The sequence below is a fragment of the Rahnella sp. CG8 genome, from assembly GCF_023701875.1.
Taxonomy (GTDB): domain Bacteria; phylum Pseudomonadota; class Gammaproteobacteria; order Enterobacterales; family Enterobacteriaceae; genus Rahnella; species Rahnella aceris.
On record NZ_JABAED010000001.1, the window covers coordinates 111932 to 129378 of the forward strand.

15 protein-coding genes are annotated in these 17447 nt (G+C 52.6%); 10 read left to right on the forward strand and 5 right to left on the reverse strand.

Features of this window, described 5'->3' with window-relative positions; genetic code table 11:
• Positions 1-284 precede the first annotated feature (284 nt).
• Entirely contained in the window at positions 285-1622 is a 1338-nt protein-coding gene (locus HGO41_RS00590; RefSeq protein WP_013574339.1) for an MFS transporter, read from the forward strand.
• The gene (locus HGO41_RS00595; protein WP_153374826.1) at positions 1615-2961 is read left to right on the forward strand and encodes an enolase C-terminal domain-like protein; all 1347 of its coding nucleotides are present in this window, start codon (positions 1615-1617) and stop codon (positions 2959-2961) included. Before HGO41_RS00590 ends, HGO41_RS00595 begins: the two co-directional genes overlap by 8 nt.
• A gap of 37 nt (positions 2962-2998) precedes the next feature.
• Here the strand turns inward: HGO41_RS00595 and HGO41_RS00600 are convergent, their stop codons facing one another.
• From HGO41_RS00600 to HGO41_RS00610, 3 genes are all read right to left on the reverse strand, one after another.
• Positions 2999-3202 carry a hypothetical protein gene (locus HGO41_RS00600; RefSeq protein WP_013574341.1) on the reverse strand — a complete coding sequence of 68 codons (204 nt, stop codon included), beginning with the start codon at positions 3200-3202 and terminating at the stop codon, positions 2999-3001.
• Positions 3203-3337: 135 nt separating this feature from the next.
• Positions 3338-4588: an L-lactate MFS transporter gene (locus tag HGO41_RS00605; protein WP_013574342.1), complete on the reverse strand. Its 1251-nt coding sequence runs from the start codon at positions 4586-4588 to the stop codon at positions 3338-3340.
• A gap of 376 nt (positions 4589-4964) precedes the next feature.
• Positions 4965-5741: an alpha/beta fold hydrolase gene (locus tag HGO41_RS00610; protein WP_013574343.1), complete on the reverse strand. Its 777-nt coding sequence runs from the start codon at positions 5739-5741 to the stop codon at positions 4965-4967.
• 193 nt (positions 5742-5934) lie between these two features.
• Between HGO41_RS00610 and HGO41_RS00615 the strand changes: the two genes are divergently transcribed.
• Together HGO41_RS00615 and mrdA2 are read left to right on the forward strand one after the other, a co-directional pair.
• The gene (locus tag HGO41_RS00615; RefSeq protein WP_231576090.1) at positions 5935-6333 is read left to right on the forward strand and encodes a hypothetical protein; all 399 of its coding nucleotides are present in this window, start codon (positions 5935-5937) and stop codon (positions 6331-6333) included.
• A gap of 207 nt (positions 6334-6540) precedes the next feature.
• Positions 6541-8487: a peptidoglycan DD-transpeptidase MrdA2 gene (gene mrdA2 / locus HGO41_RS00620; protein ID WP_013574345.1), complete on the forward strand. Its 1947-nt coding sequence runs from the start codon at positions 6541-6543 to the stop codon at positions 8485-8487.
• 13 nt (positions 8488-8500) lie between these two features.
• Here the strand turns inward: mrdA2 and HGO41_RS00625 are convergent, their stop codons facing one another.
• The gene (locus HGO41_RS00625) at positions 8501-9268 is read right to left on the reverse strand and encodes a hypothetical protein (RefSeq protein WP_013574346.1); all 768 of its coding nucleotides are present in this window, start codon (positions 9266-9268) and stop codon (positions 8501-8503) included.
• 93 nt (positions 9269-9361) lie between these two features.
• Positions 9362-10084, reverse strand: coding sequence for a hypothetical protein (locus HGO41_RS00630; protein ID WP_013574347.1), 723 nt, complete (start codon positions 10082-10084; stop codon positions 9362-9364).
• Between the two features lie 763 nt (positions 10085-10847).
• Here HGO41_RS00630 and HGO41_RS00635 point away from each other — a divergent pair.
• The 6 genes from HGO41_RS00635 (at position 10848) to HGO41_RS00660 (ending at position 17438) form a co-directional block, all read left to right on the forward strand.
• Complete coding sequence (locus tag HGO41_RS00635; RefSeq protein ID WP_112151350.1) at positions 10848-12287, forward strand: sensor histidine kinase; 1440 nt, start codon at positions 10848-10850, stop codon at positions 12285-12287.
• On the forward strand, positions 12287-13042 hold the full coding sequence (qseG, locus tag HGO41_RS00640; protein ID WP_013574349.1) for a two-component system QseEF-associated lipoprotein QseG: 756 nt from the start codon (positions 12287-12289) through the stop codon (positions 13040-13042). Before HGO41_RS00635 ends, qseG begins: the two co-directional genes overlap by 1 nt.
• Entirely contained in the window at positions 13039-14376 is a 1338-nt protein-coding gene (gene glrR, locus HGO41_RS00645) for a two-component system response regulator GlrR (RefSeq protein ID WP_250980679.1), read from the forward strand. Before qseG ends, glrR begins: the two co-directional genes overlap by 4 nt.
• A 154-nt stretch (positions 14377-14530) precedes the next feature.
• Entirely contained in the window at positions 14531-14869 is a 339-nt protein-coding gene (gene glnB / locus HGO41_RS00650; protein WP_013574351.1) for a nitrogen regulatory protein P-II, read from the forward strand.
• A gap of 419 nt (positions 14870-15288) precedes the next feature.
• A complete protein-coding gene (locus tag HGO41_RS00655; RefSeq protein WP_015689471.1) occupies positions 15289-15810 on the forward strand; it encodes a sorbitol dehydrogenase family protein in 522 nt (173 codons plus the stop codon).
• Between the two features lie 26 nt (positions 15811-15836).
• Positions 15837-17438: a GMC family oxidoreductase gene (locus HGO41_RS00660; RefSeq protein ID WP_013574353.1), complete on the forward strand. Its 1602-nt coding sequence runs from the start codon at positions 15837-15839 to the stop codon at positions 17436-17438.
• Positions 17439-17447: the final 9 nt, after the last annotated feature.

The window sequence follows — 17447 nt, forward strand, 5'->3', positions numbered from 1 at the left end:
ATATAATCCATATGGATAAATATGTGCTTTTATTTTAAGCAATGTGTCTGAGAAATCCCTTTCTGAACTGTGAAGCATCTCGCTAATCTGCCCAAAAGCAATGACGAAGCAGGGGAGATGATTGTGCTTATGCACATCGTTTAATGCATTGATAATATGCGGTAATAAGGCCAGTGAGTCCTTGCGGGTGATCAAAGCTTGGGCGACTGCACAATGGTAAATCCCGGTGTACACATCTTACTTAGTGTTGCAGTTGTTCATAATTTCAAAGCTAAGGGAACACCATGAACGGTCATGAAAACAAAGCGGTACGCAGTGCAAACCGCAAATTCTTTGCCCGCACCATTCCGATGCTCATCCTGATGTTGATCATTAACCAAATCGACCGCACCAATGTCGGATTCATCAAGCATAGCCTGGAAACCGACGTAGGCATCAGTACGGCAGCGTTCGGCTTCGGTGCCGGGCTGTTCTTCGTCGGTTACGCGCTGTTTGAAATTCCCAGCAACATGCTGATGGACAAGTACGGCGCGCGTGTCTGGCTGACGCGCATCATGATCACCTGGGGTGCGGTGGTCTTTGCCATGGGCTTCGTCACCACACCGATGCAATTCTACGTGCTGCGGTTTCTGCTCGGTGTCGCCGAAGCCGGTTTCTTCCCGGGGATCCTGTTCTATTTCCGCAAATGGGTGCCGAATGTTTACCGCGGCCGTGCCACGGCGTTGATCCTCACCGGTTCAGCAGCCGCGTACTTGCTCTCCGGCCCGGTTACCGGTGGCCTGCTGGAATTGCATGACTTTATGGGATTGCCGGGCTGGCAGTGGGTGCTGTTTATCGAAGGTGCGCTGTCGGTGCTGGTAGGGATCGTGGCGGCATTCTTCCTGGTGTCGAAACCTGAAGAGGCAAAATGGCTGACTGCTGAAGAGAAACTTGCGCTGAGTAATGCGCTGAGCACGGAATCCAGTTCGCGTGATTTACATACGCAGGGGCAGTCGCGCTGGAAGCTGATCACTGACGGCAAAATGGCGTACCTGTGTTTCCTGTTCTTTGTGATGTGCATGACCGGTTACACGCTGGTGTTCTGGCAGCCGGAGATCATCGGCCGCATTCAGGGGCTTTCCCCCTTCCAGATCGGCATGCTGAATTCCGTTCCGTGGATTTGCGCCATTATCGCCATCAATATTCTTGGCCGCGTCAGCGACCGTTTCCGCGGCAGTCGCGAAACCATTCTGGCGCTGGCGTTGATTGTGGCTGCGATCGGCACCTGCCTGTGTACGGTCGGCAGTCCGTGGTTTGGTTTATTTGCGCTATGCGTGGTGTGTATCGGGACGAAATCCAGCGCGGTATTGTTCTGGCCGATCCCGCAAAGTCAGCTACCGTCATCCATCGTGGCGCCGGGGATTGCGCTGATCAATTCACTGGGCAATCTCGGCGGTTTCTTCGCACCGGCGGTGTTTGGTTATCTGCAACAAACCACCGGCAGCACCACTGCGGGTTTGTATATCCTCAGCGGAATTTCGGTTTTCGCCGCTATCACGCTGTTCTTCACCAAAACTCACCGCACGCCAACGCAACCTGAATATCACGCCCCGCAGGGAATGGAGCCAAAACGTCATGTCTGATACGCCTAAAATTGTCGAAATGCAGGTCATTCCGGTCGCCGGTTACGACAGCATGCTGCTGAACATTGCCGGTGCACATAACTGTTATTTCACCCGTATTTTGCTGGTGCTCAAAGACAGTGCCGGACATACCGGCGTGGGCGAAGCGCCCGCCACCGGCGTGGTGCTGAAGATCCTCAATGATGCCATCCCGCATATCGTCGGGCAGAAAATTGGCATCATGAATCAGCTGGTGAGCGATTTGCACAAACGGGATCTGGAGGAAAACCGTCAGCCGAAACCGGTGCTGCCGGGCTTCCGGCCGTGGGATCTCGAACGTCATCACAATGCCGTCGCGGTTCTGGAAACCGCACTGCTGGATCTGATGGGGCAGTTTCTCAATCAGCCGGTGGCGCAACTGCTCGGCCCCGGTAAACAGCGCGATGAAGTGCCGGTGCTCGGTTATCTGTTTTATATTGCAGACCGGCAGAAAACCGATCTGGATTATCAGCCAGGAAAGGCGCTGGCGGGGCAGCATCTGTGGTATCACCTGCGTCATCAGGAGGCCATGAGCCACGAAAAAGTGGTGCAACTGGCGGAAGCGGCACAGGATAAATACGGTTTTAAAGATTTCAAACTTAAAGGCGGCGTGCAGGCGGGTGAAGTCGAAATAGAAACGGTCAGGGCACTGAAAAAACGCTTCCCGCAGGCGCGTATTACTGTGGACCCGAATGCGTCCTGGTCGCTGGATCAGGCGATTTCTCTGTGCAAAAACATGCACGGGATTTTGTCTTACGTTGAAGATCCGTGTGGCGCGGAGCAGGGGTTTTCCGGACGTGAAACGCTGGCGGAATTTAAGCGCGCCACCGGATTACCGGTCGCGACCAATATGATTGCCAACGACTGGCGGCAGATGAGCCATGCGCTGCAACTGAATGCGATCGATATCCCGCTGGCTGATCCCCATTACTGGTCGATGCGCGGGGCGAATACCATCGGCACATTATGTAATGCGTGGGGGCTGACGCTTGGCTGTCATTCGAACAATCACTTTGATGTGTCGCTGGCGATGCTGGCGCATCTCGGGGCGGCCGCGCCCGGCGAGATCACGCCATTTGATACACACTGGATCTGGCAGGAGGGACAGCATCTGACCAAAAACCCGTTGCAGATTAAAGACGGTAAACTGGCGCTGAATGAACTGCCGGGGCTGGGCGTTGAACTGGATATGGATGCCGTCGGCATCGCCCATCAGCGTTACAACAACCTGCGGCACAAAGATCGCGATGATGCGATCGCCATGCAGTATCTGATCCGCGGCTGGGCGTTTGACGGCAAGCGCGCCACTTTGGTTCGCTGACGTCGGGCTGACTGGCGTGTGGTGACTTAAGCGAGTTTTATTTCAAATAATCGGTGCGGGCGTTCAGTTTGTTATGCGCGCTGGCATCGATAGTTGTGGAAGGTCTGGTGCTGCTTTCGCTGGCTTTACGGTTCAGTTCAGAAGCCACTTCCTGAGCGCTGGAAGGGTAAGCCTGAGCGAAACTGTTGAACGTGGTCATTGAGATCATCAGGCCAAAAAGAGCGAGGGTAATGCGTTTCATTTTGCAGGTGTCCGGTCTGTTCACATTTTGTCATAAGGGTACGTGATTCAGCGGCCGATTTTATATGCTTTCTTCATAAGAAACGGGAGCTAATTGTGCTCCCGTTCATCATTTATGCTGTGCTCAGCTGCTGTGTTACACGTGCTGGAGCGTATTATGCGCTTCTTCTGACTTATTCGGTAAGCGAATTGTGGCAGAAAGAACCAATGACACAATCAATAATACAGTGATGATGCTGAAGGTCACTGCGAAGCCACCGAACAGGGAAGCCACCAGTGAGGCAAAGATGCTGCCGATACCGAAGCCCAGATACAGCAGGCCGTAGTTTTTGGTCATGTTGTTCAGGCCGAAGAAGTCGCTGACCAGTGAAGGGTAAACGGTGATGGTTCCACCGAAGCTGAAAGCGACGCAGGCCACGGAGAGGAAGAACATCATTTCGTTCATCTGGGTGAACAGCATCATGCTCATACCGGCCAGCGACACAATCTGCGCGATAGAGATAACGCGGATACGCTGCATTTTGTCAGACAACACACCCAACACCAGGCGGCCGCTCAGGTTAGCAATCGCAATCACGGTTACGGCGTTGGCGGCGGTCAGCGCATCCAGTTTAACCAGGCTTTGACCGATATCTTTCGCCACACCAATCACATACAAACCACTCATGCAGGCGGTCAGGAACATCAGCGCCAGCATCCAGTATTGCGGTGCACGAATGGCTTCGGCCAGGGTGAAATCACGGCTGTCGTTGCTGTTATCGTTCAGGGTGTTTTCCTCACGGGTGACGGCTGATGTTTCCTGTTTCGGCGCATCTTTCATCATCAGTGCGCCGGCAATCACCATCACCATCGCCACACCACCCCAGATCATGAAGGTGTTTTGCAAACCTTCTGTCGCCAGCAGATGACCGCAGACGAATTTGAATAACAGACTGCCCAGCCCGTAAGCGCCGATTGAACAGGCTGAAATCATGCCTTTACGCTCAGGGAACCATTTCACGCAGTTGGTGAGGGTCAGCAGGTAACCGGCACCGTCCGCCAGACCGACCAGCACGCCGGCGCTGATGTACAGCATGATGACGTTATCGGAATGGGCGGTCAGCGCGAAACCGGCGGCCATCAGTAAACCGGCGGCGATGGTGACGGCACGCACACCAAACCGTTCCTGAAGTTTACCCGCAACGGAAGAGGCGAGAGCCAGACACAGACTCAGGATACCGAACGTCAGCGCAACGCGGCTGATCGGTTCGCCGAGTTTTTCGGACAACTGACCGTTAAAGAGACTCCAGGTATAAACGGAACCCAGTGCAAGCTGAGTAAGAATGGTACCGGCCAGTGTCAGCCAGCGGGTACGGTTGTCGTTCTGCATGCCAGATTTGTCACTCATAGTGGGTTCTCCCGAGCGAAGTAGATTCAATTAACTGTGGCTATGATAAGTCCGCGGAATGGATGCGGATGATTTGTGGAGTGAGATGCATGAGTTGCGGAATGAAATGCATCCATGACGGCATGAGTCGCCATTTTCTGGCTAAAATCAGCTCAAAATTGGACTTAAAACACCGCTGCAGGCCTTGCGGGGCGCGGGTTTTAGTTGATCTGGATCACTAATCTGTTATTTAGTTTTTTCAGGCAGGGTTACAAAGGTTTCGTTGTGTCATTGGCTGCATCAGAAAGATTCTGACCGGGGGAGTTTTAAACGATTAATTATTAATAAGGTGAAAAAAACGAGCCGTTTGAGCTCGTTTTTGTTTCTGCGTTCCGGTCTACAAGGCCCCGGTATTCAGCGCGGCATTAATCGCGGCCGCGACGCCGGTCGGGTTTTCCCACATCATCGAGTGACCGGCTTGCGGCACAATGGCGGTCTGAACACCATGTTGCGGCAAAACGGCGACATCCGGTTCAGGCAGTGAAAACTCACCAAACAACACCGTCGCAGGCATTTCAAGCTGATAAAGCTGTTCGCGCCATGATACCGTTTCCCCCTTTACCAGCCCGACCGCCTGACGGTGGATGGCCAGCGGCGAGGCGATGCTCATACATCCTGCCCAGATGTGATTATTCCCGCGTACGGCGACATCAATCAGATGTGTATGGCCCTCGCGCAGATATGCTTCTTCTGAATACTGAGTCACCGCGCGGCTGAAGGTGCCGCCGCCGGCATCCAGATTTGGCTCGGCGACAATCAGGCGCTGGATCAGATCAGGGCGTTGCGCTGCCACCATAATGGCAATGCTGCCGCCCATGCTGTGACCGATTAAATTGACCTGTGGCACACCCAGGCTTTCCAGCCAGGCAATCACACAATCAGTATGCGCCCGGAGGCTGTAGCTGAAATCATCGGGTTTATCGCTGTAACCTGAACCGGCGAAATCCAGCAGCAGCGAGCGACGCGGGCGCAGGGAAGCATCTGTCGCCACCCGTGGAAAATCGCAGGAAGCTGCACAGCCGAGACCGTGTAAAAAGACCAGCGGCACACCCAGCCCTGGTAACTCGTGGAAACGTAACTGCATTTCCATACCGGGTACTTTGAACGATTTCATCTCAATCCTTTGTTAATCACTTAAGTGCAATCTGCGGATTATAGGCAGGATTTTTCTTAGCGGCAGTATAAAAAAGGGGTGAACACGCATCCGGGACTGGCGGCATCATCAATGATGGTGGATTCCCGTTAAGTCATTCAGCATGTGAATATTTTTTTTCCGGACTCTTTCTATCAGCCAGACAAGTGATAGCATGGAACTCTTGCTCACTTTATGGATTTATCTGATGGTCAGGTTAGGCAGTTTTGTGGCGGTTACCCTGGTGCTGGCGTCGTTTTCAGCATCTGCTGTCACTCAGTATCAATGTGTATTAACGCACCACACGCAGTCTGATGATGGCAACGATGTTTCTGAAGTCGTCAATAAAAACGCACAGGTCTATGATGCGGGTAATACGTTCAGCTTTTCTCCGGATGGTAGCAAAATGGTCACCAGCCCGGAACTGACGGACATCATCGGCAAAGACAATCAGCCCATGAAAGCCGGTGCACAAGATAACCTGATGTATATTCACGTAAAAGACAGTTTTGTTGTCGCCACGCAAACCGAAGGTTATGTTTACGGAGATTGCAAAGTGAATACCGCGAAGTAAAAATCCTGGCCACAGCATTTTCTGAATCCGGGCGTTACGTCTGTCCGCAACGCCCTGCAATAAATAGAAACACTCCTGCCAGTTCATTAGCACACTTCTTATAGTCGCCTGTTGCACGACGGGCTATCCTTGCGCACTTTTCCGGTCCCCACTTTTTTTCATTTTCGCCCGCTTCAAGAAGCAGACAAAAAAGGTATTTGCCCGCTTATGGCCTTACTTAACGACGAAATCCGCGACCATACTGCCGAGTCCGTCCTTTTCGTTCGTCGTGCCGTGATCGCATTTATGGTGGTGATCCTCCTGTCGTCTGCGCTGGTGTTTAACCTGTATCACCTGCAGGTGGGCATGCATGATTTTTATCAGACCCGCTCGAATCAGAATGACATCAAAATGCTGCCGATCGCGCCCAGTCGCGGGTTGATCATGGATCGCAACGGTGTCGTGCTGGCGCAAAATATCACCCTGTACCAGATTGAAGTCATCCCGGGAAAAGTGCCTGATCTCAACGCCACGCTGAATGCGCTGAAACCCATTGTCGATCTGACACAGGACGATCTGGACAGTTTTCACGATGCGATGATCCACGGACGTCGCTTTGCGCAGATCCCTCTGAAGCTGGCGCTGACGGATGTTGAAGTGGCGCGTTTTTCCGTCAATCAGTTTGATTTCCCCGGCGTCTCTATCAGCACCTATCAGCAGCGCCGTTATCCGTACGGTGCGGAACTGGCGCATGTTGTGGGTTATGTTTCGAAGATAAACGACAGAGATGCCAAACGCCTCGAGGCGGAGGGTATCGCTGAGAATTACGCGGCTGACCACGATATCGGTAAGCAGGGCGTTGAAAAATACTATGAAAACATTTTGCATGGGCGCACCGGATATCAGGAAGTCGAGGTCGATAACCACGGTCATGTGGTGCGTTTACTGAAAGAGGTTCCGCCGCAGGCCGGGCAAAATATCTATCTGACGCTTGATCTGGATTTGCAGCAGTACATCGAAAAAGTGCTGAAAGGGCAGCGTGCGGCAGTGGTGGTGATGGATCCGCGTGACGGCGGGATCAAAGCGATGGTCTCCAGCCCGAGTTATGATCCGAACCCGTTTGTGAACGGCATTTCCAGTAAGCAATACAGCGCGTTACTGAAGAACCCGGATCTGCCGCTGATCAACCGTGTGACCCAGGGGCTGTATCCGCCGGCCTCGACGGTGAAACCGTTTATGGCAACATCGGCGCTGTTTGAAGGGGTGATCACGCCACAAACCACGTTCTTTGGTGCGCCGACCTGGACGCTGCCGGGTACAGAACGGCATTACCGCGACTGGCTGAAAACCGGTCACGGCCTGCTGAATGTCACCAAAGCTATCGAAGAGTCCGCTGATACTTTCTTCTACCAGGTGGCCTATGAAATGGGCATCGATCGTATTCATACCTGGCTGAGTAAATTTGGTTACGGGCAATCGACCGGTATTGATCTGGATGAGCAATATAACGGTGTGCTGCCGAGTCGTGAATGGAAACTGAAGGTACATAAAAAGGGCTGGTATCAGGGCGACACGGTGTCTGTCGGTATCGGTCAGGGCTACTGGGTGGCGACGCCGATCCAGATGGTGCGGGCGCTGAGCGCACTGGTGAACAACGGTAAACTGGAAACGCCTCACCTGTTATATTCCGCCAAAAGCGGCAAAGTGATCACGCCGTATAAAATGCCGCCGACGCAGCAAATCGCTGACCCGAAATCGCCCATCTGGGGCATCGTGAAAAACGGGATGTTCGGGATGGCTAATCTCCCGAATGGTACCGGTTATAAACTTTTCCACACCGCGCCTTATCAGATTGCGGCAAAATCCGGAACATCACAGGTATTCAGTCTGCGCGAAAATCAGGTGTATAACGCCAAAATGACGCCGGTACGTTTGCGCGACCATATTTTCTATACTGCGTTTGCGCCTTATAAACACCCGACGGTGGTGATGGCGCTGATCATGGAAAATGGCGGCGGTGATGGTGTGGTGGCCGGGCCGACCGCGCGGGCGATCCTCGACCATATTTTCCTGCCGCCGCAGGCGGTGATGTGTGATCCGGCCAAAGCGGATAATCCGGCAGACTGCGAACAACCGGTGCCGGCGCCAAATTCACTCGGTTTCAGTGAGCATTGATCCGGGCGTGTGATCAGAGCATTTCAAAGGGCACGTTGTTGAGCCGGGCAACGTGTTTTCCAATCTCTTCCGTGGTCTTCATGTGACCAGCAGGGACTTTACTGTAGTCAGGAGACTGCCTCTTATCGGCGCCTAACACTCTCGTCACCCGGATGCTTTGAGTTGCGGGGAGCCCGTCATAGAGATTCAGACCCTGGCGGCCGATAATCAGTATTTCATTGTGGGTAAATTGATTACGGATCACTTTATCTTGCGTCATGAGAGCCGCGGGGGTCAAAAGTTGCTGATAGCCACCCTCGCATCTGAAGTCACCTACCCCTCTTCCGCTCTGAATGCACTCCACAAGTCCATAGGGCTGGAGCACCCGCCCTTGGGGGTTACATCCTTCCCGTCCGGCATGGTTCATAAACCACACGTCACGCGGGAATGTCCCGAGGATATTTTGTCGGGGGACGTCAAGAACCAGCGCGATGTTGTGATACATCCCTGTGTAACGAAAAGACTCTGTCGTGAATTTTTTAATATCGTTTAAATCAACCAATGATGTGCTGAAGACATCCCAACTATTAAACAGGGAGGCTGCGTCCTGACGGCAGAACGGGCTTTCTTGCAGTTCAAAGGTATGGACCAAAACATGGCGCTCAGGCAGTACGGCCCAGCTTTGCAGTATGGCTGCTTTTTGCAGATTCCGCGCTTTTATTCTATCGCCCCGCTTTTCCCGCTCAGCTAAATACATTGCATGCGGCGATAATGTCGGGGTTTTCTTTTTGAAAAATGGCATGATATCAATCCTGAAATAGTCAATATTTTATTAAGTCTGCTTTCATCGTTATGGTGTTACATCAGGCGGGATCCTGTACTTATCGAAATTCCTTCAAACTATTTCGTATTCTAATTCGTTGATTTCCGCCACTTTAGCGGCGACTGTTTCTGGTGAGCCTGCATAATAGTCATACATGCTGTTACTCTCTGTCGGTTCGGCAACGACTATTTTGCGCACCCGGATCCTTTGTGTTGCCGGCAGACCTGCATATAACTTAACTCCCGGGCGACCAATAATGAGTACCTCATTATGTGATTCGATAGAGCGTGTTTTTTTATCTTCTGACAGAAGCGACTGAGGTGTCAGCAGTCGTTGATATCCACCTTCACAATGGTAATCTTCTTTGCCTTCTCCCCGGAATATCGCCCGACTCAGGGCTGAAGCATCGATAATTCTTCCCGCTGCATAGTCATTTTCACGCCCGATATGATTAGGAAACCAGACGTCAGTCGGATGCGTCCCAAGAATATTTTGCACCGGGACATCCAGAATTAAGGCTGTGGTGCAATACATCCCGGTATAGCGTTTAATTTTGGTTAAGGGTTTAATATCTTTTAAGTCAACCAACGAGGTGCTGATAATATCCCAACTGCTTAAAATAGACTCTGCGCGGTGCTGGCAAAAAGGACTTTCTTCACCCTCAAAGGCATGAACCAGCAAATAGTTTTTCGGCAGGGAACGCCAACTGTTGAGTATTTTTTCCTTATCTCCAGATGAATATTTAATATCCTGCTTTTTAATAAAATGAATTCCTGATTTTTTATGTGAAAACATAATAATCTCGCGGGTAAATTTTAGGGGAATATGGTGGGGAATATAACATATGAGTTTTTTTTAATGACTTAATCACTTCTTAAGAATAATGATATTGCAGCTTCTCTTTAACGGGAGGTATAAGCGGCCGTGAAACCGGCAGATTTTTTCATTGCGTATATTTTCTGCGACGGAACGCCGTCATCCCCCTGCGAAACAGCGTGTGTCATAAAATGGCGACAATCACGTTATGTGCTGTCGTCATTTGGAGACATTTAAGATATTGATAATTAATCGTTTTAATTACTTCATCGAATACTGTTGGGTTTCGGCGACACTCCGGGTGTTTTTTAAACGGGTTATTGCGCGTCTTGCAGATGCCTGAAAACACATTTAAAATAAAAAACCTTTAAATTCATCTGCTTGATAATTAAACTTTAAAGTTGGCACGCATCCTGCTAGAATCGGGCAGTTGCTCATTCACCTGATTATGATTGGCTCACGCGAAAGCGTTGATATGCTCATAATGTCCGAATGACGCCAAAGAAACGGTGCCTATCGTTCACCCGACCGATAATCGTTGCGCAAGCACGTTATCAAACATCGAACGACACGTTGAGTGAGGCACCACCTCTTCCGGTTTGCAGAACATCCGTCAGGATGTTCTGCAACACCAACCCCTCTGAAGTCTGCCTTTTTGTTTCCCAATCCTTTTACATATCCTCTCTGACACTGGCTGTTCAAACCGTTGTCCGCTAGCATGACGTTATCGGTGGTCAATGAGATGAATGCGTTGAAAAGAGGACGTTTATTCCCCGGCTCGTTACGTCAGCTGGTCTTAATGGCTTTCCTGCTGGTGATGCTGCCGTTGCTGGTGCTGGCCTATCAGGCCTATGACAGCCTGGATCAGCTCAGCCGGCAGGCGGCGCGTATCAACCGCACCACGCTGAGTGATGCGCGTCGCAGTGAATCGATGTCCGGCATCGCGCTGGAGATGGAGCGCAGCTACCGCCAGTATTGTGTCCTTGACGATCCGACCCTTTCCCGCCTTTATCAGAATCAGCACAAGCAATATGCCCAGTTGCTGGATGCCCATGCGTCTGTGCTGCCGGATTTACGCTATTACCAGACGTTGCGCACCTTACTGACTCAACTGACACAACCGGCCTGCCTGAATAACTCGCCGGATAAAGATTCCTCTGCACGGCTGGAAAATTTCTCGCGCACCAATGCCGAAATGGTTCAGGCGACGCGGGAAGTGGTGTTCTCGCGCGGACAGCAACTCCAGCGCGCGATTGCCGAACGTGGTCAGTTCTTTGGCTGGCAGGCGCTGGTACTTTTTCTGCTCAGTGGCGCGCTGGTGGTGCTGTTCACCCGCATGATCATCGGGCCGGTGAAAGGTGTTGAACGAATGATCAACCGGCTGGGCGAAGGGCGTAATCTGGGCGATGTGACCCGTTTTAAAGGGCCGCGGGAGATCCGCTCGCTGGTGCAGCGCATCGTCTGGCTGAGTGAACGTCTTGCCTGGCTGGAATCACAGCGCCACGAATTCCTGCGCCATATTTCTCATGAACTTAAAACCCCGCTCGCCAGTATGCGTGAAGGCACCGAACTGCTGGCAGATGAAGTGGCCGGGCCGCTGACGCCGGATCAAAAAGAGGTGGTGGCTATCCTCAATAGCAGCAGCCGTCACCTGCAAACGCTGATTGAACAACTGCTCGATTACAACCGCAAGCTGGCTGATGCGCCGACGCTGAGTGTGTTTGTCGATCTTAAAGCGCTGGTGGATGACGTCGTAACGGCTAACAGCCTGCCCGCCCGCGCCAAGAAAATCCGCAGTGAAGTGATGATCGGTGCACCCCGGTGTCTGGCGGAACCGACCTTACTGAGGCGGGTGCTGGATAATCTCTATTCCAATGCGGTGCACTACGGGGCTGAATCCGGTACTATTTGGGTCCGTAGCCGGCAGGAAAACGGACGGGTGATAATCGAGGTGGCGAACACCGGAATACCGATCCCGCAGGCCGAGCGCACGATGATTTTTGAACCTTTTTACCAGGGTAGCCAGCAGAGGAAAGGGGCTGTAAAAGGCAGCGGTCTGGGGTTGAGTATTGCTCAGGACTGTATTCGCCGCATGCATGGAGAGCTGCAACTGGTTGCCGTTGAGGATGCGGACGTCTGTTTTCGTATCGAATTGCCCCTGACGGCTGAGAAGAATGAATAATGATGAAATTTTCAGGCTGGCTGCATGTGCTGTTACGCTGCCGGGTAATCTTATTGAGCATACCGCTGGTGCTTGCAGGCTGCGCGCCGCATTCCGCCAGTAATCCCTATTATCAGCAAGTTTCCGATCAGGTCGTGCCTGACAGCAAAGTGATCGACTTTCGCATTGCGCCCTGTGAAACCCTCTGGGCGCTGGATGACAGCGACGCGCTGACCAATTCGCTGTACTGGTTACGGGCGATGGACTGCGCTGACCGGATGAGTGATGCGCAGGCGCGTTACCAGGCGCAGCAGATCCCGGCCACAAGTTGGGAACAGGTGTTTAAACAAAGCATCCTGCTTGCCGGCGCGGATCCCGATCAGCAACAGCGTCGCGCATTGCTGGCGAAAGTGAGCGAGTACCGTGGCCAGATGCCGGGTTCGATTCGCCCGCTGGTGCAGTTATGGCGTGAACGTCAGAATTTGCAGGTGGTGCTGGGGGATGAAAAAGCCCGCAACGCCCGTCAGCAGGTGATGAATGAAGAAAAACTTCAGACGATGATCGCCGGACAGCAGGTGCTGGAAAACAATCTTGCGGATACGCGGCGTAAACTGGAAAACCTGACCGACATTGAGCGTCAGCTTTCCTCGCGTAAACAAATTCAGGGAGATTTGCCGGATAACGACGCCAGCGTACCTGCGAAAGCGACATCCGGTAAGCCGGTCAAACCTGCCGAAACCTATGCGCCGCCCGCTAAGGATCAGAACGCCAAATGACGATACGTAAAGCTGCCAGCTTATTGCTGGTTGATGACGATCCCAGCCTGTTAAAACTGTTGGGCATGCGCCTGACCAGCGAAGGTTTTCGCGTCACCACGGCGGAAAGCGGCGCTGAAGCGTTGCGTTTGCTGCATCGCGAACGTATTGATCTGGTGCTGAGCGATTTGCGCATGGATGAAATGGACGGCATGGCGCTTTTCGCCGAAATCCAGAAATTCCAGCCCGGCATGCCGGTGATCATTCTGACGGCACACGGTTCTATTCCCGATGCGGTCGCCGCCACCCAGCAGGGCGTATTTGGATTTCTCACCAAGCCGGTTGACCGCGATGCGCTGTATAAAGCTATCGATGAAGCGCTGGCGCAGTCCAGCCCGTCAGTCGATGAAAGCTGGCGCGAATCGATTGTCACCCGCAGCCCGATTATGTTGCGTCTGCTTGAACAGGCCAATATGGTCGCACAGTCTGATGTCAGCGTGCTGATTAACGGCCAAAGCGGCACCGGTAAAGAAGTGCTGGCGCAGGCCATTCACGGTGCCAGCCCGCGCGGCAAGAAAGCCTTTATTGCCATTAACTGTGGCGCATTGCCGGAACAGTTGCTGGAATCCGAATTATTCGGCCATGCCAAAGGGGCGTTTACTGGCGCGGTGAGCAGCCGTGAAGGTCTTTTCCAGGCAGCGACCGGCGGCACGTTATTCCTTGATGAAATCGGCGATATGCCCTTGTCGCTGCAGGTGAAATTGCTGCGCGTGTTGCAGGAACGCAAGGTGCGCCCGCTGGGCAGCAATCAGGATGTCGATGTGGATGTGCGCATTATTTCTGCGACGCACCGTGATTTGCCAAAAGCGATGGAGAAGGGTGAGTTTCGCGAAGACCTGTTTTATCGCCTCAATGTCGTCAGCCTGAAGCTGCCGACGTTGAGTGAAAGATCAGAAGACATTCCGCTGCTGGCCAATCATCTGCTGCGTGTTGCGGCGCAGCGACATAAACCTTTTGTGCGCAGTTTTTCGACGGATGCGCTGAAACGGCTGATGGCTGCCAGCTGGCCGGGCAATGTGCGCCAGTTAGTGAACGTCATCGAGCAATGTGTGGCGCTGACGTCTGCACCGGTGATCAGCGAAGCGCTGGTGCAACAGGCGCTGGAAGGTGAAAATACCGCGCTGCCGACGTTTGCCGATGCACGTAATCAGTTCGAGCTGAATTATCTGCGCAAGTTGCTGCAAATCAGCAAAGGCAACGTGACGCAGGCAGCACGTATTGCCGGGCGTAACCGCACCGAGTTTTACAAGTTGCTGTCCCGTCATGAATTAGAAGCGACGGATTTTAAAGAGTAACGGGAATTTACTTTCAGAGGCTTGAGGTACATTCCTGCCGCTGAACTATGATACCTTTAGCGCCTTCGCATGCCTCCGGCATCCGAAACCAGATTGTGAACCATGCTGCCGCTCAGGAAGGCGGAGAGCAAACGAATGATTATAAGGGTCCGCCATGAAAAAGATTGATGCGATTATCAAGCCATTCAAACTCGACGATGTCCGTGAAGCACTGGCTGAAGTCGGGATTACCGGGATGACCGTGACCGAAGTGAAAGGCTTTGGCCGTCAGAAAGGTCACACAGAACTGTACCGTGGTGCGGAATACATGGTCGATTTCCTGCCAAAAGTGAAAATCGAAATTGTCGTGGCGGATGACATCGTGGATACCTGCGTGGAAACTATTATGACCACCGCGCAGACCGGTAAAATCGGCGACGGTAAAATCTTCGTGTTTGATGTGGCGCGTGTGGTGCGTATCCGTACCGGCGAGCAGGACGAAGAAGCGATTTAATGTTTCATCAGGGCGGGTAATACGATGTTACCGGCCCTGAGTTTTTCCTCTGTTATTCCCCGTTTCCTCCTTCCTGTCTTGTTATACCAATCTTTTTTTAACCACATCACTTCTCAACTCTTTGTTTATCCAGTTCTTAGCGGTTAATTCTGTTCATCAGCCCCCAAAGTTCCTCTCCGCCAATAACCACAAAAAATGCTATTTGTTAGTTTTGTGTGAAATTTGTGGGGTTTTTATTGTGACTTCATTGAAAAAGTGAGAGTAAAATCACGTTTGTTGTTATACCAGTTCAGATAACCTGTCAGATACGTTGTAATCACCCACTAAAACAATTCAGGGTGAAAGTATCAGGCGGCCGGAACTGGTGTGGATTGATCTCCGTTGATCGTGGTTTTCACACCCATTCAGAAGGCTTTGCAATGTCACAACCAGAAAAACCCATACGCATTTCCCGGCGCGTATTTTTAGGGGGCGCACTGGCGGCGCTTTCCGTTCCGTTGATGAATAAGCTGCTGCTCAGCCCGGTCTATGCCGCGCCGGTTGCCGGTTTGTCACAGGCAAAACAGGATTTCACCCAACTCTCGCGGTATCTGACCGGTCACGACCGGCTGGACCTGGCCCTTTCTGAACGTTATTACCAGACGATGTTAGCGCTGTATCCGGACTTCACCGCGCAGGTTCAGGCGTTGCAGGCGTTTATTACGGCGAATCACATTGATGCCGCTGAACTGCAAAAAGCGCTCGATGCACAGCAGCCCGCGCTGGCGAAATTGCCGCGCAGCATTCTTCAGGCGTGGTATCTCGGTGTGGTCGGCGATGGCAAACAGGCGGTTTGTCTGGCGTATGAAAATGCGCTGATGAATGTTGCGGTTCGCGATCACCTCAATCCGCCGAGTTATGCCTACGGCGCTTACGGCACCTGGGCAAAACAGCCTGTCTGAAAATAACGTTCAAAAAGGGTTAAACAATGAGTGAACAACTTTCCGCTGACGTCGTCGTCATCGGCTCGGGGATCTGCGGCTCGCTGGTCGCACAGCGTCTGGCAAAACAGGGCATCTCCGTCATTATTCTCGAATCCGGCCCGCGTATTGATCGCGGTACGCTGACTGAAAACTTCCGTAATTCGCCGCGCAAAAAAGACTTTATGTCGCCATATCCGTACTCGGACTGGTCACCGCATCCGGTATATAAACCGGAAGATAATGATTATCTGCAACAGCAGGGGCCGTATCCTTTCCCGGCGGAATACATCCGCATTATGGGCGGCACGACCTGGCACTGGGCGGCGCAGGCATGGCGTGTTCTGCCTAATGATATGAAGATTAAAACACTGTACGGCGTCGGGCGTGACTGGCCGTTGTCGTACGAAGAGCTGGAACCGTTTTATTACGAAGCCGAAGTGAAAATGGGCGTGTCCGGTGCGCCGAATAACGGTTCACCGCGCAGCCAGCCCTTCCCGATGGAACCGGTCGCTGAATCCTGGCTGCAACAGCGTTTCCGCGAGCGTCTGGCACCGGGCGGTTATGAGGTGATCGTTAACACCACCGCCCGTAACAGCCGTAACTATGACGGCCGTCCTGCCTGCTGTGGTAACAACAACTGCATGCCGATTTGCCCGATTGACGCGCAATATCACGGCGGCATCGCCGCGCAGGCGGCTGAAGCGGCGGGTGCAAAACTGATCACCAGCGCGGTGGTTTACCGTCTGGAGCATGATGAGAAAGGCCGTATTGTTGCCGCGCATTATTACGACCCGGATAAAGGCGAACATAAAGTTACGGCGAAAAACTTTGTGCTGGCGGCGAACGGCATCGAAAGTCCGAAACTGCTGCTGATCTCCGCCAGCGATAAATATCCTGACGGGCTGGCAAACAGTTCCGGCACCGTCGGGCGTCATCTGATGGATCACCCGAGTAACTCACTGACCTTCGAAACCGAAGAACCGTTGTGGGCGGGGCGCGGGCCAATGAGTCCGGCGTCTATCAACAGCCTGCGCGACGGCGATTTCCGTAAAGATTACGCCTCGTTCCGTATCGATATCGCCAACTCATCTCAGGTGCAGTCGGTAACGCAAGATCTGCTGGCGGAAGGCGTTTACGGCATCAGCCTGGATAACGAAATTCGTCGCCGTGCCTCGCACCAGACCAGCCTGAAAAACGTGATGGAGCAGTTGCCGAATTACGATAACCGCATCATTCTCAGCGACAAAAAAGACAAACTGGGTATCCCGAAACCGGCAGCGATTTACCACATGGACGATTATGTGCATCGCGGTATGGCGCGCGCAGTGAAGGAATATACCGAGATCGCCAGACTGATGGGCGGCACCAATTTGCGCTTCAGCAAGCCGGGCGTTTATGGCAACAACCAGCATATTACCGGCACGATGAGCATGGGGCATGACCCGAAAGATTCCGTGGTGGATGCGTTCGGACGTACTCATGACCATGAAAATCTGTTCATCACCAGTACCGGTGTCATGCCGACCTCGGCCACGGTCAATTCGACGCTGACCGCTGTCGCACTGGCGTTACGCACTGCTGATCATCTTGCCAAAACTGCGCTATAGGCTGACTGA